20 protein-coding genes are annotated in these 23412 nt (G+C 73.3%); 10 read left to right on the top strand and 10 right to left on the bottom strand.

The genetic code is table 11. The features are described from left to right. Positions 1 to 116: 116 nt before the first annotated feature. Positions 117 to 683: a putative colanic acid biosynthesis acetyltransferase gene (locus LV457_RS08065; RefSeq protein WP_232170257.1), complete on the bottom strand. Its 567-nt coding sequence runs from the start codon at positions 681 to 683 to the stop codon at positions 117 to 119. 176 nt (positions 684 to 859) lie between these two features. Here LV457_RS08065 and LV457_RS08060 point away from each other — a divergent pair, with 176 nt between their 5' ends. Beyond that, positions 860 to 1828 (top strand): hypothetical protein, encoded by a 969-nt coding sequence (locus tag LV457_RS08060; protein ID WP_232170256.1) that lies wholly within the window; start codon positions 860 to 862, stop codon positions 1826 to 1828. Positions 1829 to 1917: 89 nt separating this feature from the next. After that, positions 1918 to 3627 carry a DEAD/DEAH box helicase gene (locus tag LV457_RS08055; protein ID WP_232170255.1) on the top strand — a complete coding sequence of 570 codons (1710 nt, stop codon included), beginning with the start codon at positions 1918 to 1920 and terminating at the stop codon, positions 3625 to 3627. Here the strand turns inward: LV457_RS08055 and LV457_RS08050 are convergent. Genes LV457_RS08050 through LV457_RS08020 form a run of 7 tightly spaced genes read right to left on the bottom strand, consistent with a single transcriptional unit; the run spans position 3624 to position 11110 of the window. Continuing rightward, positions 3624 to 4442 (bottom strand): HAD-IIA family hydrolase, encoded by an 819-nt coding sequence (locus LV457_RS08050; protein WP_232170254.1) that lies wholly within the window; start codon positions 4440 to 4442, stop codon positions 3624 to 3626. The two genes, LV457_RS08055 and LV457_RS08050, sit on opposite strands and share 4 nt — an antisense overlap. A 47-nt stretch (positions 4443 to 4489) precedes the next feature. Continuing rightward, the gene (locus LV457_RS08045) at positions 4490 to 5599 is read right to left on the bottom strand and encodes a hypothetical protein (protein WP_232170253.1); all 1110 of its coding nucleotides are present in this window, start codon (positions 5597 to 5599) and stop codon (positions 4490 to 4492) included. 28 nt (positions 5600 to 5627) lie between these two features. After that, a complete protein-coding gene (locus LV457_RS08040) occupies positions 5628 to 7151 on the bottom strand; it encodes a UDP-N-acetylmuramoyl-tripeptide--D-alanyl-D-alanine ligase (protein ID WP_232170252.1) in 1524 nt (507 codons plus the stop codon). Continuing rightward, positions 7148 to 7900, bottom strand: a complete 753-nt coding sequence (locus tag LV457_RS08035; RefSeq protein ID WP_305071240.1) for an alpha/beta fold hydrolase — start codon at positions 7898 to 7900, stop codon at positions 7148 to 7150. The genes LV457_RS08040 and LV457_RS08035 overlap by 4 nt, the downstream gene beginning before the upstream one ends. Before the next feature lie 24 nt (positions 7901 to 7924). Then, positions 7925 to 9166: an aminotransferase class I/II-fold pyridoxal phosphate-dependent enzyme gene (locus tag LV457_RS08030; protein ID WP_232170251.1), complete on the bottom strand. Its 1242-nt coding sequence runs from the start codon at positions 9164 to 9166 to the stop codon at positions 7925 to 7927. Positions 9167 to 9176: 10 nt separating this feature from the next. Next, a complete protein-coding gene (locus tag LV457_RS08025; protein WP_232170250.1) occupies positions 9177 to 10628 on the bottom strand; it encodes a PH domain-containing protein in 1452 nt (483 codons plus the stop codon). After that, on the bottom strand, positions 10625 to 11110 hold the full coding sequence (locus tag LV457_RS08020) for a PH domain-containing protein (protein WP_232170249.1): 486 nt from the start codon (positions 11108 to 11110) through the stop codon (positions 10625 to 10627). Before LV457_RS08020 ends, LV457_RS08025 begins: the two co-directional genes overlap by 4 nt. Before the next feature lie 23 nt (positions 11111 to 11133). Here LV457_RS08020 and glp point away from each other — a divergent pair, with 23 nt between their 5' ends. From glp to LV457_RS08000, 4 genes are read left to right on the top strand one after another with little or no spacing between them, the layout of a single operon-like run. Beyond that, positions 11134 to 12327: a gephyrin-like molybdotransferase Glp gene (gene glp, locus LV457_RS08015; RefSeq protein WP_232170444.1), complete on the top strand. Its 1194-nt coding sequence runs from the start codon at positions 11134 to 11136 to the stop codon at positions 12325 to 12327. A gap of 19 nt (positions 12328 to 12346) precedes the next feature. After that, positions 12347 to 13060 carry a phosphatidylserine decarboxylase gene (locus LV457_RS08010; RefSeq protein ID WP_374198761.1) on the top strand — a complete coding sequence of 238 codons (714 nt, stop codon included), beginning with the start codon at positions 12347 to 12349 and terminating at the stop codon, positions 13058 to 13060. Positions 13061 to 13068: 8 nt separating this feature from the next. Beyond that, complete coding sequence (gene pssA / locus LV457_RS08005; protein ID WP_232170248.1) at positions 13069 to 13962, top strand: CDP-diacylglycerol--serine O-phosphatidyltransferase; 894 nt, start codon at positions 13069 to 13071, stop codon at positions 13960 to 13962. A 1-nt stretch (position 13963) separates the two neighbouring features. After that, on the top strand, positions 13964 to 16117 hold the full coding sequence (locus tag LV457_RS08000) for an AAA family ATPase (RefSeq protein ID WP_232170247.1): 2154 nt from the start codon (positions 13964 to 13966) through the stop codon (positions 16115 to 16117). Positions 16118 to 16122: 5 nt separating this feature from the next. Here the strand turns inward: LV457_RS08000 and LV457_RS07995 are convergent, their stop codons facing one another. Continuing rightward, a complete protein-coding gene (locus LV457_RS07995; RefSeq protein ID WP_232170246.1) occupies positions 16123 to 16296 on the bottom strand; it encodes a CsbD family protein in 174 nt (57 codons plus the stop codon). A gap of 41 nt (positions 16297 to 16337) precedes the next feature. Beyond that, positions 16338 to 16784, bottom strand: coding sequence for an SRPBCC family protein (locus LV457_RS07990; RefSeq protein WP_232170245.1), 447 nt, complete (start codon positions 16782 to 16784; stop codon positions 16338 to 16340). Positions 16785 to 16875: 91 nt separating this feature from the next. Between LV457_RS07990 and LV457_RS20185 the strand changes: the two genes are divergently transcribed. Genes LV457_RS20185 through LV457_RS07970 form a run of 4 tightly spaced genes read left to right on the top strand, consistent with a single transcriptional unit; the run spans position 16876 to position 23392 of the window. After that, positions 16876 to 18639, top strand: coding sequence for a PQQ-binding-like beta-propeller repeat protein (locus tag LV457_RS20185; protein ID WP_232170244.1), 1764 nt, complete (start codon positions 16876 to 16878; stop codon positions 18637 to 18639). Between the two features lie 28 nt (positions 18640 to 18667). Next, entirely contained in the window at positions 18668 to 19999 is a 1332-nt protein-coding gene (locus LV457_RS07980) for a DUF2252 domain-containing protein (RefSeq protein WP_232170243.1), read from the top strand. Positions 20000 to 20033: 34 nt separating this feature from the next. Continuing rightward, positions 20034 to 22928 carry a Na+/H+ antiporter subunit A gene (locus tag LV457_RS07975; RefSeq protein WP_232170242.1) on the top strand — a complete coding sequence of 965 codons (2895 nt, stop codon included), beginning with the start codon at positions 20034 to 20036 and terminating at the stop codon, positions 22926 to 22928. After that, entirely contained in the window at positions 22925 to 23392 is a 468-nt protein-coding gene (locus LV457_RS07970) for a Na(+)/H(+) antiporter subunit C (protein WP_232170241.1), read from the top strand. The genes LV457_RS07975 and LV457_RS07970 overlap by 4 nt, the downstream gene beginning before the upstream one ends. Positions 23393 to 23412: the final 20 nt, after the last annotated feature.

Raw genomic sequence — 23412 nt, 5'->3', positions numbered from 1 at the left:
GGAGTGTGCTCCCCCAGGGGGTCCCCGGCCTCACCGTCCCGACCTAGCACTCGCCGTTCGCGAGTGCCAACCCCTTTCTTAGCACTCGGCACCTGCGAGTGCAAGGTCCGGCGGGGCTAGCGCGGCAGCGCGATCGACCGGGGCGCCACCAGCGTGGTGCCCGCCGGCACATCCCCGCTGACCAGCGCACACGCGCCGACCGTCACGCCGTCACCGATGGTGCTGCCGGCGAGCACCGCTGCCCGCAGCGCGATCCAGCACCCGTCGCCGATGACGATCGGCGCGTTGTTGCACTCGAACGTCGGGCTGCTCGGGTCGTGACTGCCCGCGCAGATGACCGCGCCCTGCGAGATGCAGGTGTTGGACCCGATGGTGATCTTCTCGATGCTCAGGAGCTGGACGTCCTCGCCGATCCAGCAGTCGTCGCCGATCGTCACATTCCACGGCCACTGGATCTTGGTGGTGTGTCGGATGACGAGCCGCTCACCGATGGTGGCGCCGAACGCCCGCAGCACGGCGACGCGCAGCCTGCGGGGGAACCAGAGCCGGTTCATCAGCGTGTTGGAGGCGATCACCCACGCGAGCTGCCAGAAGAAGCCGCGGCCTTTGTCGTAGCCGCTGAAGTCCCGCAGCGAAAACCGTTCGCCCGGCGACACCTCGACCGGCTGAGGAGTTGCTGTCACGACGTCCTTTCGATGTTGTCCGACGAAATCCGGGCGCGCCGGTCCCCCGTTCCCCGCCCAGGTCCGTGGTCGCGCGCTCGCAGCCAATAGTAGGCACCGGCGGCGAGCGCCGAGGTTGCTGACGGGCACCTGGCGGTTCGGCGGCGTCGCACCCGCGCGCCGCCTTACCCTGTGCCGTGACCTGCGAACGCGACGAGCCTGCGCTGCCGCGCGCCCGCCGCACCGTGGGGCTGCACCGGGCGGTGGTGTGGCTGTCGGTCGCGGCGCTGGCCGCCGGCTGCGGATTGTCCAGCCAGCGGGCGGCCGCCGACGCGCTGGTCGAGCAGCTGCGCGGCAGCGACGGCGTCGCGTCGGTCACCGCCAGCTTCACCGAGGGCCGGTCCGACGGCCACACGTTCGGCGTGGCCGCCACCTTCGACCGCGACGTCACGGTGCCCCAAGCGCAGCGGGCGGTGGCGGACTTCGTCGACGGGCTGGCCGGGTTCGGCGAGTACTTCACCATGCTGTCGCTGTCGCTGCCGTCACCTGCCGGCACGGACAGCCGGCTCAAGATCTTTCCCGGCGACGGCCTGCGCAGCACCGACGCCACCGAGGCGACCGCCACGCTGGTCGACGCGGTGCGCACCCCGTCGGTGGCGGCGACGGCGCTGCGGGTGTCGTGGACCGGCGTCCCGCGCCGCACGGTGCGCGGCGAGGTGGTGCTGCGGCCGCCGCTCGACGACGCGGCGCTGCACGCGCTGCTGCTGCGCCACCCCACCCTGCAGCCGGTCGAGTGGCTGGTCGGCGGGTACCGGTCGAGCGCGTACCTGCCCGACGCCCACACCGCCGCGCTGTGGCAGCGCGTCGTCGCCGCGGCGGGTCCCGGCCTGGCCCCGCGCGGGTGGACGGGCGCGGTGCCGCCCGGCTCGGGGAACTGGCGGACCACCGTCACGATCGACGACGCCGACCTCGCCGACCCGGCCACGGTCGGGCGCATCGAGGCGGTGGCGGCGGCACTGCCTGGGTTCGGCCGACCGGTCGACCTGACGGTCGGCGGGCCCGCCGGCTCGCTGGAGATCACCGTCGGCGGCTGCCGCCGCCACCGCCCCGGCCACGTCGGCGTGCCCGCGGAATCCCAGCTGGCGGCACGCTGGGAACGCTGCTGACGGGCCGCAAAACGCCTGGGACACGCGGCAATTGGACGGCCCGCGCGGCGGTCTGGCAGACTTCGGCATCGATCACTGGAGGAGTACGGGTGCGGGCTGACGCGGGCTCCAATGTGGGCACTGCCGAGCTGCCCAGCACCCAGCACCTGCGGGGCTGGCAGCGACGGGCGCTGGTGCGGTATCTCACCGCCAAGCCGCGCGATTTCCTCCTCGTCGCCACCCCCGGCGCCGGCAAGACGACGTTCGCGCTGCGGATCGCCGCCGAGCTGCTCGCCGACCGCACGGTGGAACGGGTCACCGTCGTGGTGCCGACCGAACACCTGAAGAACCAGTGGGCGTTCGCCGCGGCGCGGGCCGGCATCGCGCTCGACCCGAAGTACAGCAACTCCGTCGGGTACACCTCGGGCGACTACCAGGGCGTCGTCGTCACCTACGCCCAGGTCGCCAGCCACCCGACGCGGCACCGCGTGCGCACCGAGAACACGCGCACGCTGGTGATCTTCGACGAGATCCACCACGGCGGCGACGCCAAGAGCTGGGGCGAGGGCATCCGCGAGGCGTTCGACGACGCCACCCGCCGGCTCGCGCTGACGGGCACGCCGTTCCGCAGCGACGACAGCCCGATCCCGTTCGTCACCTACGAGCCCGACGGCAACGGCGTCAAGCAGTCGAAAGCCGACCACACCTACGGCTACTCCGACGCGCTTGCCGACGGCGTGGTGCGCCCGGTGGTGTTCCTGGCCTACTCCGGGGAGGCGCGGTGGCGGACCAGCGCCGGCGAGGAGTTCTCGGCCCGGCTCGGCGAGCCGCTGTCGGCCGAGCAGACCGCGCGCGCCTGGCGCACCGCCCTTGACGCCCAAGGCGAGTGGATGCCGGCGGTGATCACCGCCGCCGACACCCGGCTGCGGCAGCTGCGCCGGCACATCCCCGACGCCGGCGGCATGATCATCGCCTCCGACCAGCAGGCCGCCCGCGCCTACGCCAAGCTGCTGACCGAGATCACCGGCGAGACCCCGACGCTGGTGCTGTCCGACGACCCGGGCTCCTCGGACCGCATCATCGAATACGCGGCGGGCACGAGTCGGTGGCTGGTGTCGGTGCGCATGGTGTCCGAGGGTGTGGACGTGCCGCGGCTGTCGGTCGGCGTCTACGCCACCAACGCGTCGACGCCGCTGTTCTTCGCCCAGGCGATCGGGCGGTTCGTGCGCTCGCGGCGGCCCGGCGAGACGGCGAGCATCTTCCTGCCGTCGGTGCCGTCGCTGCTGCAACTGGCCAGCGAGCTGGAGGCGCAGCGCAACCACGTGCTGGGCAAGCCGCACCGCGAGACGCTCGACGACCCGCTGGACGCCGAGGTGTCGCAGCGCAAGCAGACCGAGAAGAACGAGCTCGACAACGGCTTCGAGTCGCTCGGCGCCGACGCCGAGCTGGATCAGGTGATCTTCGACGGCTCGTCGTTCGGCACCGCCACGCCCGCCGGCAGCGAGGAGGAGGCCGACTACCTCGGCATCCCCGGCCTGCTGGACCCGGCGCAGATGCGCGACCTGCTGCGCCGCCGGCAGGAGGAACAGCTGGCGACGCGGTCGAAGACGGGCGCGGCGGTTCCGCCCAGCACCCACACCAAGCTGCGCGAACTGCGCAAGGAGCTCAACACGCTGGTGTCGCTGGCCCACCACCGCACCGGCAAGACGCACGGGCAGATCCACAACGAGCTGCGGCGGATCTGCGGCGGCCCGCCCGTCGCCGCGGCCACCAGCGACCAGCTGCAGGCCCGCATCGAGGCGGTGCGCTCGCTGCGTTAGAGCCCGAGCAGCTCGGGCAGGTCGGCGACCGAGTCGATGACGTGGTTGGGCTGCATCGCGAACTCGTCGGCGGCCCAGCGGTCGAGCGCCTCCTGCCGGAACTTGCCGGTACGCACCAGCACGCCCGTCATGCCCACGACCTGCGCGGCCAACACGTCGTTGTTCAGGTCGTCACCGATCATGTACATGTCCTCGGGCTCGACGCCGAGCCGGGCGGCCGCCGCCAGGAACCCGGCCGGCGCGGGCTTGCCGACCGCGGTGGCCTTGCGTCCGGACGTCTCCTCCATGCCGATCAGGTACATGCCGGTGTCGATACGCAGCCCGTCGTCGGTCTTCCACGAGGTGCTGCGGTGCATCGCGACCACCGGCACGCCGGCGGCCATCCAGTCGTAGACCCAGCTGAGCGTGCGGTGGTCGAACTCCGGCCCGGCGCCGCCGAGCACCACGACGTCCGGCGGGTCGGGCATCGCGTCGCGGTCGCCGAACGCATCGGACGACACGATGTCGACGCCGGGCATGTCCTCGGCGATGTGGCCGCTGTTGACCAGGAAACATCGGGCGTGCGGATGGTGCTGCCGCACATACTCGGCCGTGAGCACCGCCGCGGTGATGATCTCGTCGGCGTGCACGGTGAGCCCGGCGTCGGTGAGCTTGGCGGCGATGTCGGCGCGCGTGCGGGTGGTGGTGTTGGTGAGGTACGAGCACGCCACCTGATGGTCGGCGAGCGTGCGCAGCGCCTCGGCCGCCCCCGGGATGGGCCGCCACGACGTCATCAACACGCCGTCGATATCGAAGAGCACGCCGCCGACCGCCATGGTGCAAAGGTAAACGGCGGCCGGTGCGCCGCAAGTCGGGGCGGGGCTCAGCCCTCGGTGCGCAACCCGGTGAGCTTGCCGGAGATGCCGCCCGCGACCTGCAGCGCCGCGGTGGGATTGCCGGCCTGCGCCGCGGCGGCCGCGGTGAACTCCTTGCGGGCCTCGTCGAGCGCGTCGAGCAGCAGCCGGTCGGCGGCGTGGTCGGGCCACAGGTACAGCGCCATCGCGCCGGGGATGGAGTTCACCTCGTTGACGAACACCTCGGTGCCGTCGGACAGGAAGTCGACGCGCACGATGCCGGTGATGCCGGTGACGTCGCGCACCGCGCGAGCGCAGTCGTAGATGGCGTCGCGCACGGCGTCGGACACCTGCGCGGGCAGTTCGCGCGGGGCGCCCGCCAGGCCGGCCTGGTTGAGGTACTTGTCGGCGAAGGAGTAGATGCTGCCTCCGCCGCCCTTGAGTGGCCGCTCGATCAGCGACACCTCGAACTGGGGGTGCGTGCGGTAGGAGATGTTGAGGTCGTAGAGGTCCTCGCGGAAGGGTTCGACGACGGCACCGAGGCGCAGGTGGATGCTGTTGCGCAGCAACGCCCGCGCGGTGTCCACCGAGTCGGCGACCTCGATGCCGATGGACGACCCGCCGAAGCGCGGCTTGGCGATCAGCGGGCCGTCGATCGTGTGGGTGCTGGTCTCGGTGAGCAGTTCGCGCGGCAGCGTCGGCAGGCCCGCCGCCCGCACGGCCGTGCCGAACGCGTACTTGTCCATACCCAGCGCGGCGGCCCACACCGACGCGCCGGTCGACGGGATGCCCGCGAGCGTGAAGAGCCCTTGGGCGCCGCCGCCTTCGCCGAGCCCGCCGTGGCAGCAGTTCAGCACCACGCCGGCGTCGATGTGCCGGGTCCGCAGCCCCTTCTTGGTGCTCCAGCCGCCCGAGCCGCCCACCGACAGCTCCAGCTCGGTGGCCTTGGCGGGGGGGCCGTCGATGTAGTCGCGGGCCTCGGTCTCGGCGGGCACCAGGTGCCAATTGCCGCGGCGATCCCAGTAGACGGCGTTGACGTCGCCATGACGGCGCAGGATCCGCTCGGCCTGCAGGCCGGTGAGGATGCTGATGTCGTGCTCGGGCGAGGGGCCGCCGAACACCACCGTGATGTCGCTCAACTTCACTCCTGGGCTTCTGGGAGCCGGCCTACGGGTAGTGGCTCGGCAGGTCGTTCTCGTAGAGCACCACGTCGCCGGGAGCGAGGTCGCGCTGCACGAGCACCATCGCCGCCTGGCGGTCCTTCGCGACGAGCACCCGCGCCCGGTCGGTGGCGCCGTCGAGTAGAGCACGCCGGTTCACGTATCCGGTAATGACCAGCCGCATGTGCGGTTCGGCGGTCGCCTGCGCGCCCAGCGCCCGGTTGCGTTCCACCTGGTTGTGACCCAGCTCGATCATCCCGGGGGTGACCGTCCACACCGTCGCGCCCGGGGCGGCGAGCTCACGCGCCGAGCGGATGGCCGCGGCGGCGCCCTCGGGGTTGGCGTTGTAGGTGTCGTCGATGACGACCGTGCCGTCGGCCGCCCGGCTGACCTCGGCGCGGTGGCTCGGTGGCGCGAGGCTGTCGGCGAGCTTGGTGACGGTGGCGACGACGCGGTCGCGGTCGACCCCGACGGCCAGCGCGATGGCGACGGCGATGGCCAGGTTGATCGGATACCCGGTCCGCGGGGCGGGCAGTTCGGTCGCCGGTTCGCCGTCGAGATGGACCCGCCAGCGATCGCCGTCGGGCACGACGGCCACCGCCGCGCCCGCCGGCGTGCTGGCCGAGCAGCGCAGCACCGTCTTCTCGCCGGCGATCCGGTCGGCCAGCTCGGCGAGTTCGGGGACGTCGACGTTGAGGATCGCGGTGCGGGCGGTCTCGACGATCTCCGACTTGGCCTTGACGATGGTCTCGCGGCTGCCCATCCGCTCCAGGTGCGCCTCGCCGATGGTGGTGATCGCCGCGATCGACGGGGTGAACATTTCGCACAGCCGCCGGATCTCGCCGGGCCCGTAGGTGCCCATCTCGGCGATGAACACCTCGGTGCCGGGCGCCAGCCCGTCGTTGACGGCCTTCGACAGCCCGAGCAGGTTGTTGAAGCTCGCGGGGCTGGCGAGCACGCGTTTGGCGTCGGCGATCAGCGCCGCGGCGTACCCCTTGGTCGACGTCTTGCCGTAGGAACCGGTGATGGCGACGACGGTGGGTGAGACGTCGCGCAGCCGCTTGCGCGCCGCCGTCACGTACTTGCCGGCCATCGCGGCCTCGACGGGCCGGGTGATCGCCAGCGCGAGGTCGGTCAGCAGCGGCAGCAGCGCCAGCCCGAGCACCCCGTAGCGGGGGTCCATCGGCGCGGCGACGACGACGGCCTCGATCACCGCCAGCACGGCGGTGAGCCGCCAGACCCGGCCGGTGAACGCCAGCGGCGTGGTGCGCGACGCGATGGCCAGCCCCCACGGGAAGACGGTGGCCGCCGCGATCCCGATGATCGCCGCCCACGGCCAGCGCGCCGACGCGACGAACGCCGCGGCGACGACCGCGAGCTGCAGCCAGCTAACGGGCCGGGCCCGCAGCCAGATCAGCGCCATCCGCGACACCCGGCCGGGTGCGTAGTGCTCCCGCTGGGCGACCCGCAGCCACTTCCAGGTCGCCAGCACGTAGCCGGCAACCAGCAGCACCCACAATGCGGCGGTCATCGGCTGGCGGCGCTGCTCCGGGCGATCGCGTCGCGCAGGGCCGCGGTGAGCGCGTCGTCGATGAGGTGGCCGGAATCGGGGACGACGCGCAATTGCGCCTGCGGAATGGCGGCCGCGATGCGCTCGGCCACCGACACCGGCACCTCGGTGTCATTTCCGCCCCACACCAATTGCACCGGTACGCCATTTTTCGAAATGGCGGCCAGGGCGTCGTCGTAATTCTCGTTGACGAGTTTGACGAAAATGGCGCGCATGGTGCCGCTGGTGGCGCGGTAATCGGCCGAACCGTAGCGGTCGCGCATGGCGTCCATGAAAGCGTCGGAGATCAATTTGCGGCGGTGCAGCGCCCGCGCGGCGCGGAAAGCCAGCGGCGGGGTGGCCGGGGCGGCGCTGCGCCGGTACAGCGGCACGCCGGTGAGGATCAGCGAGCCGACCAGGTCGGGCCGCTGCGCGGCGACGTGGACGGCGACGCGGCCCCCGAAGCTGTGGCCGACCAGCGTCACCGGGGCGGCCGCGTGGCCGTCGAGCGCCTCGATGACCAGCTGCGCGTATTCCGGTGAGCCCCAGGCGGTCTCGGGTGGTGCGGTGGTGCCGTGCCCGGGCAGGTCGAACGCCAGCGCCTGCTGCCCGGCGAGCACCCCGCGGAAGTCCGACGAGTCGCGCCGCCAGCCGTGCAGCGCCACCACCGACGGCCGGTCGGCGCCGTGGCGGTCGGCCATCACGCGGCCGGACAGCAGTGCGGTCAACATCGGGCACAACCTACCATCGGGTAATCAGTCCGCGGCGTCGCGGTGGTTCTCCAGGCATTTCTCGATGCGGTTGACCGCCAATCCGAACACCCGCTCGCGCGCCAGGAATGTGACGCGGAAGTAATTGGCCGACGCCATGGAGAAGCAGCGGCCCGGCTCCACCAGCACGTGGTGACTCTCCAGCAATTCCATCGCGAATTCGGCGTCATCGGCGACGGTGCCGTAGCACTCCTCGTCGACGCCGACGAAGACCGACAGGCCGCCCTCGGGTTGGTGGAACCGCAGCCCCGCGACGGCGCCGAGCGCGGCCACCGCGGCCTCGCGCTGCCCCCACAGCCGGCCACCGGGCGCGGTGAGCTCGGCGATGGTCTGCCGACCGCCGAGCGCCACCTGCACCGCGTGCTGGCCGGGTGTGTTCGAGGACCGGCGCAGCTCCGACAGCAGCGACAGCGCCCGCATGTACTGCCCGCCGAGCTGCTTCTGCCCGGAGACCACGAGCCAGCCGGCGCGGTAGCCGGGGGCGCGATAGCCGAAGGACAGGCTGCCGAACGTCAGGCAGAGCGTGTCGGGAGCGTAGACGCCCATCGGCACGAACTCCGTCGGCGGGAACACCACCTTCTCCAGCGTCTCGTCGGCGAGCACCACCAGCCCGCGCTTTGCGGCGAGCCGGCCCAGCGCGCGCAGCAGCTCGGACGGGTACACCCGGCCCGTCGGGTTGTTCGGGTTCGAGATGACGATCGCGCGGGTGCGGTCGGTGACTTGCGCGGCGATCGCGTCGACGTCGAAGTCCCACGACGCGTCCGGATCGCAGTCGTAGTACACCGGGCGACCGCCGGCGATCGCGGTGGCGGCGGTCCAGATCGCCTCGCACGGCCGGGGCACCAGGATCTCGTCGCCGGCGGAGATCAGCGCCCCGACGGCCATGATGATGAGCTCGGACGCGCCGTTGCCGAGCCAGATGTCGGTGACGTCCACGGCCGGGAAGCCGGGGATCAGCTCGTAGTGCAGCGCGACGGCCCGCCGCGCCGAGAACAGCCCCTGGTGTTCGCTGTAGCCCTGCGCCGACGGCAGCGACGCCACCATGTCGCGCAGGATCGGGTCGGGTGCGGGCAGGTCGAACACCGCCGGGTCCATGGTCTCCAGCCGCAGCACCGTGTGGCCCTCGCGCAGCAGGGCGGCGGCGCGCTCGGCCAGCGCGACGCGCGTGGTGTTGGGCAGCGACAGGATGCGTGGCGACGCGGTCACGTCCGGGCGGTGCGGCGGCACGCCGATGAGTCTAAGGGCGGGCCCACCGACTGCGCGCGACCCACGGCGACGCCGCGGCGGCGACCGCCCACGCCTGCTCGGCGGGCACGTCGAGCACGGTGTAGCGCTTGCGGCCGGCGGCGGTGGCGGCGGCGAGCGTGGCCACCCCGGCGCGGCGCTGCCACCACGTCTGCCGGACCGTCCAGCCGATCACCCCGGCCGTCGCGAGGCAGTCGCGGCGCCGCTCCACGCTGCCGGCGCGCGTCACCAGCCAGCCGGTGTCCACGCGGTGGCCGAGCGCCCGGATCCGGTCGACGGCCAGCAGCGCCGCGGCCACGACGGCCACCGCCACCGCCGCCCACGCCCAACCCGGCACCGCCAGCCACCCCGACGCCACGCCGAGCGCCACGCCGGCGGCCACGGGCAGCGCGAGCGCGCGGGTGACGCGGCGGCGGGCGGCGGCGGGCCCGTGGGACTGCAGCGGCCCGGACGCGGCCTCGTCGCTGTCGATGAGCGCGCCGAGCACGCCGCGCGCGGTGCCGGCCGGGCACGGCGGCAGCAGCAGCGACGACTCGCCTTCGCCGCCGACGCCGGTCATCACCGCGTCGAGCCGGGCGCCGCCGACCGCGCGCACCACCAGCGGTTCGCGCAGCGTGCCGCCGCGCAGCCGACGCATGTCGAAGCTGTGCTCGCGCACCCGCAGCAGGCCGTGGCGCAGGTAGAGCCGGTCACCCGGATCCCGGCGCAAGAGCAGGTTCCCGTAGCGCAGGAGCGACGTCAGCACCGCCAGCGCGGTGGACACCAGCAGCAGGGCAACCGCGGCGGCGGTCGCGACCGCCGCCGGCCCGAAGCGCTGCGCCGCCGCGGCACCGGTGTCGGCGATCGCGGAGTCCCGCAGCGCCGGACCGAGCCCCGCCTGCAGCGCGAGGCCGACGGCCGCGCCCACGGTGGCCAGCCCCGACAGGCTGAGCGGGCTGTAGCGCAGCCAGCCGGGCGTCCACTGCGCCAGCACCTCCCCGACCGGCGCGGCGGCCTCGGGTACGTCGTCGGCGAGCAGCAGCGCCCGCAGCCGCGGCGTCGCCGCCGCCTCGACGGCGTCGAGCTCGAATCGCGCGTCGCCGGCGGCCTCCTGCCCGGTGCTCACCGACAGCACCGCGAGCCCGAGCAGCCGGTGCAGCGGCCGCGCGTCGGTGGTCACCGACCGGATGCGGTTGCGGGGCACCGCGACGACGCGGCGCTGCACCAGCCCCGATCGCAGGGTGACGGTGTCGTCGTCGATGCGGTACGCGGTGGTGAACCAGCGTCCCAGCCCGACGCCGACGGTGAGCGCCAGCGCCGCCAGCGGCCACCCCGTCGAGCCCGTCGCCGAGCCCAGCACCACCGACCCGATCAGCACCGGCACCTGCCGCAGCACCTCGTGCACCGGATGCACCAGCAGCATCCGCGGGCTCAGCCGCCGCCAGCCGTCGTCCGCGGCGGTCATGTGGCGTCCCCGGCCTCCTGCGCGGCGCGCTCGGTCAGTGCCGCGACGACCCGGTCGGCGACGTCGGCGTCGAGCGCGACGATGCGCACCGCCCCCGCCGACGACGCGGTGGTGACGGTGACGGTCGCCAGCCCGAACAGCCGGTCGAGCGGCCCGCGCTGGGTGTCGACGGTCTGCACCCGCGACAGCGGCGCGATCCGGCGCTCCTGCGTCAGCCAGCCGGTGCGGGTGAACACGGCCTGCGGGCTCACCTCCCAGCGGTGCACCCGGTAGCGCCACCACGGCATCACCCCGACGTGGGCGATCACGAGCACCGCGGTGGCGGCGGCCGCGCACACGTGCGCCCACCGCGGCTCCGGCGCCAGCACCGCCCACACCAGCTGGCCGACCACCGGCACGAGCCACGACAGCAGCGCCTCGGTGCACCACCGCAGCGGCGCGCGGCTGCTGGGCCGGTGTGCGGGGTCGACCATCGTGGTCATGCCCTCAGTATGTTCGTCGCATGATGCGCACGGTCGACGAGCACCGCGCGGTCGTGGGCGCGTTGATCACCCCGCGGCCGCCGCAGACCGTTGCGCTGGCCGCCGCCGAGGCGCTGGCGCTGGCGGCCGACGTCGTCGCGCCGCTGTCGCTGCCGGTCTTCGACAACTCGGCGATGGACGGCTACGCGGTGCGCGCCGAGGACGTCGCGACCGCCGCCGTACACCCGGTGCGGCTGCCCGTCACCGCGGACATCCCCGCCGGCCGCACCGACGTCCCGACGCTGGCACCGGGCACCGCGCACCGGATCATGACCGGCGCCCCGCTGCCCGCCGGCGCAACGGCCGTCGTGCCGGTCGAGGCCACCGACGCCGCCACCGACGTCGTCGAGATCCGGCTGGCCGCCGAGCCGGGCCGGCACATCCGCCGCGCCGGCGAGGACGTCACCGCGGGCACCGTGGTGCTGCGGGCGGGCCAGGTCGTCACCCCCGCCGCGCTCGGGCTGGCCGCCGCGCTCGGCATCGGCGAGCTGACGGTGGCGCCGCGGCTGCGGGTGCTGGTGATGTCCACCGGCACGGAGCTCGTCGCGCCCGGCACCGCGCTGCAGCCCGGCCAGATCTACGAGAGCAACGCCGTGATGCTCGCCGCCGCGGTGCGCGACGCCGGCGCCGAGGTGGTCGCCACCCCGATGGCCGGTGACGACGTCGCCCAATTCACCGCGGTGCTCGACCGCCACGCCGGCGAGGCCGACCTCATCGTCACCACCGGGGGCGTCAGCGCGGGCGCCTACGAGGTGGTGAAGGACGCGCTGACGGGCGGCGGCGTGGAGTTCGTCAAAGTGGCGATGCAGCCCGGGATGCCGCAGGGGGCCGGCCGCGTCGGCGGAGTTCCGATCGTCACCCTGCCCGGCAACCCGGTCAGCGCGCTGGTGTCGTTCGAGGTGTTCGTGCGGCCCGCGCTGCGCGCCGCGATGGGCCTGCCGCGCCCCGACCGGCCGCGCCGCGACGCCGTCCTCACCGAATCGCTGACGTCGCCCGCCGGAAAGCGGCAGTTCCGGCGCGGCGTGTTCGACGCCGCCGCGGGTACCGTCACCGGCTACGGACCACCCGCGTCACACCACCTGCGCTGGCTCGCGTCGGCGAATTGCCTGCTGGAGATCCCCGAGGACGTCGACACCGTCGCCGCGGGCACCCGCGTGCAGGTGTGGGACCTCGGATAGCTCTCCGTACTATGGCCGCGTGGCCAGCCGCCCCCGCATCGGTGACGAGCAACTCGATTCCGGCCCTGCCCGACTCCTGGCCCTGATCCGCACGACGGTCCCGCCGGTGCATCCCGCCGGGTTCCCGTTCATCTCCGCCGGACTGGCCGTCGCCGCGCTGGGCCGCCGCTCGCGGGTGCTGCGCACCACCGGCCTGACCGCCGCCGCGGTGAACGCCCTGTTCTTCCGGCATCCGCCGCGCACCCCACCGCCCCGCGACGGCGTGGTGGTGGCCCCCGCCGACGGCCTGATCTGCCTGGTCGACGAGGAGGTGCCGCCCGCCGAACTGGGCCTGGGCACCGAGCCGGTCCCGCGCGTCAGCATCTTCCTGTCCCTGTTCGACGCGCACGTGCAGCGCGCGCCGGTCGGCGGCGAGGTGGTCGACGTGCAGCACCGGCCCGGGCTGTTCGGCTCCGCCGAGCTGGCGGCCGCCAGCGCCGACAACGAGCGCAACAGCGTCGTGATCCGCACCCCGGAAGGCGCCACCGTGGTCGCGGTGCAGATCGCCGGCCTGTTGGCCCGCCGCATCGTGTGCGACGTGCGGCCCGGCGACACGGTCGCGATCGGCGACACCTACGGGCTGATCCGCTACGGCTCGCGGCTCGACACCTACCTGCCGCCCGGTTCGGCGGTGCAGGTCTATCCGCAGCAGCGGGCTGTCGCGGGCGAGACCGTGCTCGCGGAGCTGCCGTGAAACCGCGCATGAAACGCCCACAGCTGAACGTGCGGCGCCTCATCCCCAGCGCGATGACGGTGACCGCCATCTGCCTGGGCCTGTGGTCGGTGCGGTTCGCGCTGGAGAACCGCCCCACCGAGGCCATGGCGTTCCTCGCGGCGGCGGCCATCCTCGACGCCCTCGACGGCCGGGTCGCCCGCATGCTGGGCGCCACGTCGAAGATGGGCGAGGAGATCGATTCGCTGGCCGACGCGGTGAACTTCGGGGTGGCGCCGGCCTTCATCGTGTACTTCACGCTGCTGCCGAGCTCGGAGATCGGCTGGATCGTCGCGCTGCTGTACGCGGTGTGCATCGTGCTGCGGCTGGCGCGGTTCAACGCGATGCTCGACGGCGCGCGCCCCGCCTACGAGAGCCAGTTCTTCACCGGCATGCCGGCACCCGCCGGTGCGATCGGCGCCATCGGCCCGCTGGCGGCCTTCAAGCAGTTCGGCGACGGCTGGTGGACCTCGGCGCCGGCGGTGTGTATCTGGCTGGTCGGTGTCTCGCTGCTCACGGTCAGCACCATCCCGATGCGCAAGATCCACACCTTTGCGGTGCCGCCGCGCATGGCGGTGCCGCTGCTGGCGCTGTTGGCGATCGGCGTGGCCGCCTCGATCCGCTACGGCTACATCGTGATCCTGGTGATCATCGTCGCCTACGTGCTGCACATCCCGTTCGCCGTGCGCAGCCGGGCCTGGCTCGCCGCCCACCCCGAAGTGTGGGACGAGCGACCCAAGCAGCAGCGCCAGGTGCGGCGCAACCTGCGCCGGGCGCAGCGCCCCGACCGGCCGCGGGTCTACCGCCGCTCGGTGAGCCGGCTCGGCCTGCGCCGGCCGGGCGCGGTGCCGCCCGCCGACGCCGAGCGGCCGCCCACCCGCTGACATGCTCACCCTCACCGCCCGGCTGAACACCTCCGCATCGGATTCGCGCCGCGGCGTCGTCCGGCTGCACCCGGAGGCCATCGCCGCGCTCGGCATCCGGGAGTGGGATGCGGTGTCGCTCATCGGTTCCCGCACCACGGCCGCCGTCGCCGGGGTGGCGCCGGCCGGCACGCCCACCGGCACCGCGCTGCTCGACGACGTGACGTTGTCCAACGCCGGGCTGCGCGAGGACGCCCCCGTGGTCGTGGCGCCGGTGACCGTCCACGGCGCCCGGACGGTGACGCTGTCGGGGTCGGCGCTCGCCACCGGTTCGGTGTCGCCGGCAACGCTGCGCCAAGCCTTGCTGGGCAAGGTGTTGAGCGTCGGCGACACCGTGTCGCTGCTGCCGCGCGACCTCGGCCCCGGCACGTCCACGTCGGCCGCCAGCCAGGCGCTCGCCACCGCGGTCGGCATCACCTGGACCTCCGAGCTGCTGACCGTCACCGGCACCGACCCGGCCGGACCGGTGAGCGTGCAACCGAATTCGTCGGTCACCTGGGGCAACGGCGGCTGGACGGCGGCCGCGCGCACCGCACCCGCGGCTGTCGAGGCCCCCGCCGCCCCGCCGATCTCCGTCGAGGACCTCAAGGGCGCGCAGCCGCAGGCGCAGCGGCTCACCGAATGGCTCAAGCTCGCGCTGGACGAGCCTGCGCTGCTCGAAACACTCGGTGCCACAGCCAATCTCGGTGTGCTCGTCTCCGGGCCGGCCGGGGTGGGCAAGGCGACGCTGGTGCGGGCGGTGTGCGCGGGCCGCCGGCTGGTGGAGGTCGACGGCCCCGCGGTGGGCGCGCTCGCGGCCGAGGACCGCCGCACCGCGATCGCGTCGGCCACCGCCCGGGTGCGGGCCGGCGGCGGGGTGCTGCTCATCACCGACGTCGACGCGCTCCTGCCCGAAACGCCCGAACCGGTGGCGACGCTGATCCTCGCCGAGCTGCGCACCGCGGTGGCGAGCCGGGGGGTGGCGTTCGTCGCGACCACCGCGATGCCCGACGGCGTCGACGCACGGCTGCGGGCGCCGGACCTGTGCGACCGCGAGCTGGGGCTCAGCCTGCCCGACGCCCCGACGCGGCGCGCGCTGCTCGAGGTGCTGCTGCGCAACGTGCCGGCCCGTGACCTCGACATCGACGAGATCTCGCGCCGCACCCCGGGATTCGTCGTCGCAGATCTGTGCGCGCTGGTGCGGGAGGCGGCGTTGCGAGCGGCCGCCCGGGCCAGCACCGACCACACTCCCCCGGCGCTGACGCAGAGCGACCTGGCCGGTGCGCTGTCGGTGATCCGGCCGCTGTCGCGCTCGGCCGCCGCGGAGGTGTCGGTCGGCTCGGTGACGCTCGACGACGTCGGCGACATGACGGCCACCAAGCAGGCGCTCACCGAAGCAGTGCTGTGGCCGCTGCAGCACCCCGACACGTTCGCCCGGCTCGGCGTGCAGCCGCCGCGCGGCGTGCTGCTCTACGGGCCGCCGGGCTGCGGTAAGACGTTCCTGGTGCGCGCGCTCGCCAGCACCGGGCGGCTCTCGGTACACGCGGTCAAAGGCGCTGAGCTGATGGACAAGTGGGTCGGCTCGTCCGAAAAGGCGGTCCGCGAGCTGTTCCGCCGGGCCCGCGACTCCGCGCCGTCGCTGGTGTTCCTCGACGAGATCGACGCGCTGGCGCCGCGGCGCGGGCAGAGCCAAGACTCCGGGGTGACCGACCGCGTGGTCGCCGCGCTACTCACCGAACTCGACGGCATCGAGCCGCTGCGCGACGTCGTCGTCATCGGCGCCACCAACCGGCCCGACCTCATCGACCCGGCGCTGCTCCGGCCCGGCCGGCTCGAGCGGTTGGTGTTCGTCGAACCGCCCGACGCCGCGGCCCGCCGCGAGATCCTGCGGACCGCCGGCAAGGCGGTCCCGCTGGCCGTGGACGTCGACCTCGATGCCCTGGCCGCCGACCTGGACGGCTACAGCGCCGCCGACTGCGTGGCGCTGCTGCGGGAGGCCGCGCTGACCGCGATGCGGCGCTCGATCGACGCCGCCGACGTCACCGTGACCGACGTGGTCACGGCGCGCCGGACGGTGCGGCCATCGCTGGACCCGATCCAGGTGGATGCACTGCGGGCGTTCAGCGACAGCCGCTGACCCGCCTACTTCTTGAAGGCGTCCTTCACCTTCTCGCCGGCGTCCTTGAGGCTGGACTTCGACTGGTCGACCTTGCCCTCGTTCTCGGTACTGCGGTCGCCCGTCAGCTTGCCCAGGCCCTCCTTGGCCTTGCCCGCGAGGTCTTCGATCTTGTTGTTGGCCTTATCGGTTCCACTCATGCGGGAACGAGTACCCGCTGGCACCGCACGCCGAAACGGGCTCAGGCGTTTTCGGCGAGCGCGGCCAGCCGGTCGATCGAGCGGCGCAGCGTGTCGGTGGTGACGTTCCGCGCGAACTCGATGCGCTGCTCATCACGCAGCTGGGACCAGTCATAGGTGTGGGTGACCAGGGTCCGGGTGTCGGTCAGCGGTTCGAGTTCCCAGCGCCACAAGTGGCCGGGCGGCCGCCCGCCCGGCTCCGCCGGCCGCCACGCGATGCGGCGGCCCTCGACGAACTCGACCACGTGGTTCTCCCGCACCTCGCCCTTGGTGATGGTCGTCGCGAACACTTGCCCGACGGCGCTCACCCGCTGGCCGGTCGCGGCGTGCGCCAGGTTGCCGTTGCCGTCCCACTCCGGATGGCGGGCGGGGTCGGCGATCAGCTCGAAGATCGTCGCGGCCGGCGCGGAGACGTCGCGGCCGGCGCTGACGACGCGCATGAAGGTCATGCACCGACCGTAGGCGGTCCGCGTCACACGCACGCGGCGCCCGGCGAATCTTGCGGCGCCGGCACCGAGTACGTGCTGCGACAATACTTCGGTGCGACTCCGCCGTGACCTGCCGTGCACCGCCGGCAAGGCGGTTCGGGCGGCGAGTGCACTGCTGGGTGCGCTGGCCGCGGGGCTGCTCGGCTACGCGCTCGGGTTGGCGGTGTGGAGCAGAACCGGCGCCCGGCGCGCGGTCACCGACGGCACGTGGGATCGCGAGACCGTCGCCCTGCACCCCTTCGGCCGCGAGCTGCCGCAGACCCTCACCACCACCGCCGTCGTCTTCGCGGTGATGCTGCTGATCGGCCTGGCGGTGTCGGCCACCGGGTGGCGGGGGGCAAGCGCCGCCCGCTGGCTGCTGGTGGCCGGCGCCGTGCTCGCCGTCGGAGACGTGGCGACCAACAGCCGTGGCCTACCCGCCTTCTACCGCGCCGTCATGGACGAATACCCTGTCGGTCCCGCTCTTCCCGCTGCGCTGGCCGCGTGGGCGCTCACCGGGATGGGTGCGCTCGCCGCGTTGATCGCCGCGCCCCTGCTGCCGCCGGTGCGGCGTCCCGGGCGCATCGCCGGCACCCTCGCGATCGTGGGGCTGGTGTTCGGGCTGGCGGCCGGGGTCACGCTCAACGTCGCCGTTGTCCGCGCCGGTGACGAGAACCGGTACATCGAGTCCACCACGGCCGCCGAGGTCGAGATCCCGCCGCTGCCCGCGGCCCTCGGAGCCAGCGCGTTCACGATGAAGGTGGTCGACGGACCGGACCGCAGCGAGACCCCGGAGTGGATGATCAAGCCGGCCGGCGCCGGATTCGTCGTGCTGCAGCGCGGGACCGTCACCGCCTACGCCGCCGACGGCACGTCGCGGTGGACCTACCGGCGCACCGGTCCCCGCACCGCCCCGGTCAGCACCATGCGGGTGTACGGCGCCGGGCGCGTCGTGGTCATCGGCACCGTCTACGAGGTCACCGGCCTGGATGCCGTGACCGGTGAGCATTTGTGGACGATCGGCCGCGACCCGGCAGACCCGTTCAGCAGCCGCGAGTTCACCACCTCCGGTTCCGACGCCGACCCCCGGTTCCCGGTGGTCACCCGCGACGAGGGCCGCCGCTGGGAGGGCTTCGACCCGTGGACCGGTCAGCGGATGTGGTCTGTCGACACGCCACATCGGCAGTGCCGGCCGGCCACCGCCGACACTCCGGCCCGAATCGTCGGCACCTTCACCTGTCCCGACGGCAGCGTGCGCCTGGTGAGCGCGGACCCGGGATCCGGACGCGTCGACTGGGACACCACGTTGTTCGCGTCGGTCCCGCCGGTTCCCGACGCTCGGATCACGGTGAGCCCGGTCGGGCCCGCCGTGGCTGTGAGCGTCGCGTCGGATTCGCGGATCTCCCAGACCGTGGTCGCCGACGTCGACAAACGCACGGTCACCGCCATCCAGCCACCCGGCTGGGCGGTCCCGACACGCAACTCCACCGGTGGCTACCTGGTCGCCTATCCGACACCGCGACTGCAATTTCGCGACGCCGACGGCCGGGTCCGCTGCGAGCTGCCCACCGACATCGCCACCGGTGTGCGCCGCGGCGATTACTCGTCGCATGGCGTCGACGACGACTATGTCGCGCTGCCCGAACAACTCCTGGTGCGGGTCCGGGCGGAAGAGTCCGGGCGGACGCGTGACATCCGGCTGTTGGACGGCACTGATTGCGCCCGGATATCCGCCCTGCCCGATGGCGCCGATGCCATCGGATTGCTCCCGGTGCCCGGGGCGCTGCTGGTGATCCGCGCCGACCGCACCGGCACCTACATCGACGGCTACCGCTGAACCGCCGGGGCCGCGGTACCCTCCGGCCATGGCGGTGGCGGGTGTGCCCGAGGACGACGACGAGCGGCAGGCGCAGATCGTGTCGGTGCTGCAGGACGCCTTCGCCGACCTGATCGAGCGCGACGAGCGGGCGTTCCGCCACAAGTTCCGCAAGATGGCCGCCGACCCGTTCGCCTTCTACCGCGGCAGCGCGCCGCTGTTCTACGACGACGTCGCGCGCATCGACGATCCCTGGGTCGACGACCGCACCCGGCTGGTGTGGATCCAGGGCGACCTGCACGCCGAGAACTACGGCACCTACATGGACAGCGCGGGCATCGTGGTGTTCGACGTCAACGATTTCGACGAGGCCTACCTCGGTCACTACACCTGGGACCTGCGTCGCATGGCCGCATCGCTGGCGCTGCTGGGCTTTTCCAAGGCGCTGTCCGACGACACCGTGCGCACGCTGATCGAGACCTACGCCACCGCCTACGCCGAGCAGGTGCACGCCTTTGCAACCCGCCAGGGCGACAGCGACTTCCGGCTCACCCTCGAGACCACCGCGGGTGCGGTGCACGCGGTGCTGCAAGAGGCCCGGCTGCGCACGCGCGTGGACCTGCTGCACCGGCTCACCTACCTCACCGGCACCGAGCGCCACTTCACCGAGCGCCCCGGCGTCCGCCGGCTCGACGACCAGGAGCGGGCGAGCGTCGAAGCCGCCTATCGGGACTACCTGGAGACCATCCCCGAACCCAAACGGCAGCAATCGATCTCGTACCAGGTGAAGGACGCGGTGGGCGCCTCGGGCTTCGGCATCGGCAGCGCCGGGCTCAAGGCGTACAACCTGCTCGTCGAGGGCCGCAGCCAGGCGCTGGAGAACGACGTCATCCTGTCGATGAAGCAGGGTCAGGTCGCCGCGGCGTCCCGCGTCGTCGACGACTCCCGGCTGCGCGGCTACTTCGAGCACGAAGGCCACCGCACGGCCGTCAGCCAGCAGGCGCTGCAGGCGCACGCCGATCCGTGGGTGGGCTGGTGCACCCTCGACGGTGTCGGGCAGGTCATCAAGGAGCTGTCGCCCTATGAGGCGGACCTCGACTGGGGCAACGTCACCGAACCCGACGACATGGTGCCGCTGGTGCGCCAACTGGGCCAGGCGACGGCGAAGATCCACTGCGTGTCCGACGCCGGCAGCGGCCACCAGCTCGTCGAGGGACAGGTCGAGGAAGCCGTCACCGCGATCCTCGACGGCCGGGTGTCGGAGTTCGCCGCCGACCTGGCCCGGTTCGGCGCCGACTACGCCGTGCTGACCCGCGAGGACCATCGCCGCTTCGTCGACGCGTTCCGCAACGGCCGGATCCGCGGGGTCGCCGCGGACTGAGCGCATGACGGGCCGACCGTAAGATCGGCGGGACATGCTCGCCATCCTGCTCGCGCACGCGGTCGCCGCCGCGCTGGCGCCGCTGCTGGTGGCGAGGTGGGACCGCCTCGCGTGCTATCCGCTCGCACTGGTGCCGCTGGGCTCGCTGGCCTGGGTCGTCGCGCACTGGCCGCAGCCCGGCCGGCCGGCGCCGCGGGTCGACCTCACCTGGGTGCCCGAGCTGTCGCTCGACATCGCCCTGCGGTTCGACACGCTCGCCGCGGTGCTCAGCGTGCTCGTGCTGGGGATCGGCGCGCTGGTGCTCTGCTACTGCGCCGAGTACTTCCACCACCGCGACATGCGCCGCGAGGCCCGGCTGCCCAGCTTCGCCGCCGAGCTGGTCGCGTTCTCCGGGGCCATGTTCGGGCTCGTCGTCAGCGACAACACGCTGCTGCTCTACGTGTTCTGGGAAGCGACGACGGTGTTGTCGTTCCTGCTTGTCGGCCACTACGCCGAGCGCAAGGTCAGCCGGCGCGCGGCCATGCAGGCGCTGCTCGTCACCACCGCCGGCGGGCTCGCCATGCTGGTCGGCGTCGTCGTCCTGGGCGCCGCATCGGGCACCTACCTGCTGTCGGAGCTCGTCGCGACGCCGCCGTCGGGCCCGGCGGTGACGGTCGGTGTGCTGCTGGTGCTGGTGGGCGCGCTGTCGAAGTCGGCGATCGTCCCGCTGCACTTCTGGCTGCCGGGCGCCATGGCCGCCCCGACGCCCGTCAGCGCCTACCTGCACGCCGCCGCCATGGTCAAGGCGGGCGTCTACCTCATCGCCCGCCTGGCACCCGGCTTCGCCGACACCCCGGGCTGGCGGCCGATCGTCGTCGTGCTCGGGGTCGGCACCATGCTGCTCGCCGGCTGGCGGGCCGTCCGCGAATACGACCTGAAGCTGATCCTGGCGTTCGGCACCGTCAGCCAGCTCGGCTTCATCACCGTCATGGTCGGCACCGGCGGCGGCGACCTGATGCTCGCCGGCCTGGCGCTGCTGTGCGCGCACGCCATGTTCAAGGCGGCGCTGTTCATGGTGGTCGGCATCGTCGACCACGCCACCGGCACCCGCGACATCCGCCGCCTGGCCTGGCTCGGGCACCGGCTGCCCTGGCTGTACGGCATCGCCGCGCTGGCCGCCGCGAGCATGGCCGGGGTGCCGCTGTTCTTCGGGTTCGTCGCCAAGGAGGCCGCCTTCGCGACGCTCGGCCACAGCCCGTCGCTCGGCCCGTGGGCGCCCGCGGTGCTGGCCGCGGTGGTGCTGGGATCGGTGTTCACCACCATGTACAGCCTGCGGGTGCTGTGGGGCGCGTTCGCCCGCAAAGGTCGCGACGTGCCCAGCCCGCTGGTGGCCAGGCTGCACCGCCCGCCCGCGCCCTTCTTGGTCGCGCCGGCCGTGCTGGCGGTCGCCGGCCTGGCGCTCGGCCTGGCGCCCAGCGGCATCGACCACGTCCTGCACGACTATGCCGACACCGGCGGCCACGGCTACCCCCTGGCGCGCTGGCACGGCGTCGGGCTGCCGCTGCTGGCATCGGCGCTGGTGCTCGGCGGGGGAACCGCGGCGTTCCTCTATCGCGAGCGGCTGCGGCGGATCCGGGTTCCCCGGCGGTCGCTGGGCAACGCCGACCGCGCCTACGACGCGGTGATGCGCTCGCTGGACGTCGCGTCGGTGCGCCTGACCGCCGTGACGCAGCGCGGCTCGATCCCCGCCACCCAGGCGGTGATCCTGGCGACGCTGGTGACACTGCCGCTCGCGGTGCTGACGCTCGGCTCGCGGGACCGCCCCGCCCTCGCCGCCTGGGATTCGGCGCTGCAGGCGGTCGTCGTGTTGCTCATGGTGGCCGCCGCGGTCGCCGCCACCGCGATGCGGAACCGGTTGGCCGCCGTGCTCCTCGTCGGGATCACCGGCTACGGCTGCGGCGCGATCTTCGCCTTCCACGGCGCGCCGGACCTCGCGCTCACGCAGTTCCTCGTCGAGACGCTGATGCTGGTCTTCTTCGTGCTGGTGCTGCGCGCCCTGCCCGCCGAGTCCGACGTCGGCAACATCAACCGGCTGCGGCTGCCGCGCGCCCTGCTCGCGGTGGCCGTCGGCGCCACCGTCACCACGCTGGCGAGCTTCGCGATGGCGGCCCGCACCGGCACCCCGATCGCCACCCTGCTCCCCGACGCCGCCTACGTCCGCGGCCACGGCGCCAACGCCGTCAACGTGCTGCTCGTCGACATCCGGGCCTGGGACACCATGGGGGAGATCTCGGTGCTGCTGGTCGCCGCGACCGGCGTCGCGTCGATGGTGTTCCGCAACCGCCGGTTCGGCACCCCGCCGCGGGTCGCCGACGTCACGCAGCCCGACATCGGCCGCGCGTCGGAGCTGGCGCTGCGGGCGGCGAACTACCGCACCAGCCCGGCATTCGGCGACACCACCTGGCTGCGCGGCAGCGAGCTGCGCGATCCGGAACACCGCTCGCTGATCCTGGAGGTGGCGACGCGGATCATCTTCCCGCTGATCATGGTGCTGTCGGCGTACTTCTTCTTCACCGGACACAACACCCCGGGCGGCGGGTTCGCGGGCGGGCTCACCGCCGGCCTGGCACTGGTGCTGCGCTACCTCGCCGGCGGCCGCTACGAGCTCGGCGAGGCGCTGCCGCTCGACGCGGGCCGGATCCTCGGTGTCGGTCTCGGCCTGTCCGCGGGCACGGCCGTCGCGTCGCTGCTGCTCGGCGCCCCGGCGCTGTCGTCGGCGGTGGTCGAGGTCGACCTCCCGGTGCTCGGCGAGTTCAAGTTCGTCACCGCGCTGGTCTTCGACCTCGGCGTCTACCTGATCGTGGTGGGCCTGGTGCTCGACGTGCTCCGCAGCCTCGGCGCCCGCATCGACACCGAGCTCCCCGAGCGCGGCCCGGCGGTGCGCCGGTGACCACCTACCTGGTGCCGCTGGTGGCCATCGGCACCCTCACGAGCTGCGGGGTCTACCTGCTGCTCGAGCGGAACCTGACGCGCATGCTGCTCGGCCTGCTGCTCATCGGCAACGCCGTCAACCTGCTGATCCTGGCGGCCGGCGGCCCGTCCGGCAATCCACCGGTGCGCGACCGCGGCCGCCACGCGGCGACCGACGCCGATCCGCTGGCCCAGGGCATGATCCTCACCGCGATCGTCATCTCGATGGGGGTGGCGGCGTTCGTGCTGGCGCTGACCTACCGCAGCTACCGGCTGACCACCGCCGAGGACGTCGAGAACGACCCCGAGGACGCCCGTGTCCAATCGATGTCCGACGAGGAGGCCGTCGACGCCGACGCCGACCAGCCGGGCGAGCCGCGGTACCCCGACACCGACGAGCCCGACGAGCTGGACGCGCTGCCGGGACACGAGGGGTCGCGGTGAACCCGGCGGTCCTCATCCCG

The organism is Mycobacterium sp. MYCO198283 (assembly GCF_021213805.1).
GTDB lineage: Bacteria > Actinomycetota > Actinomycetes > Mycobacteriales > Mycobacteriaceae > Mycobacterium.
The sequence above is the reverse complement of the archived record's forward strand: the minus strand, read 5'-3'. Positions and strand labels throughout refer to the sequence as shown.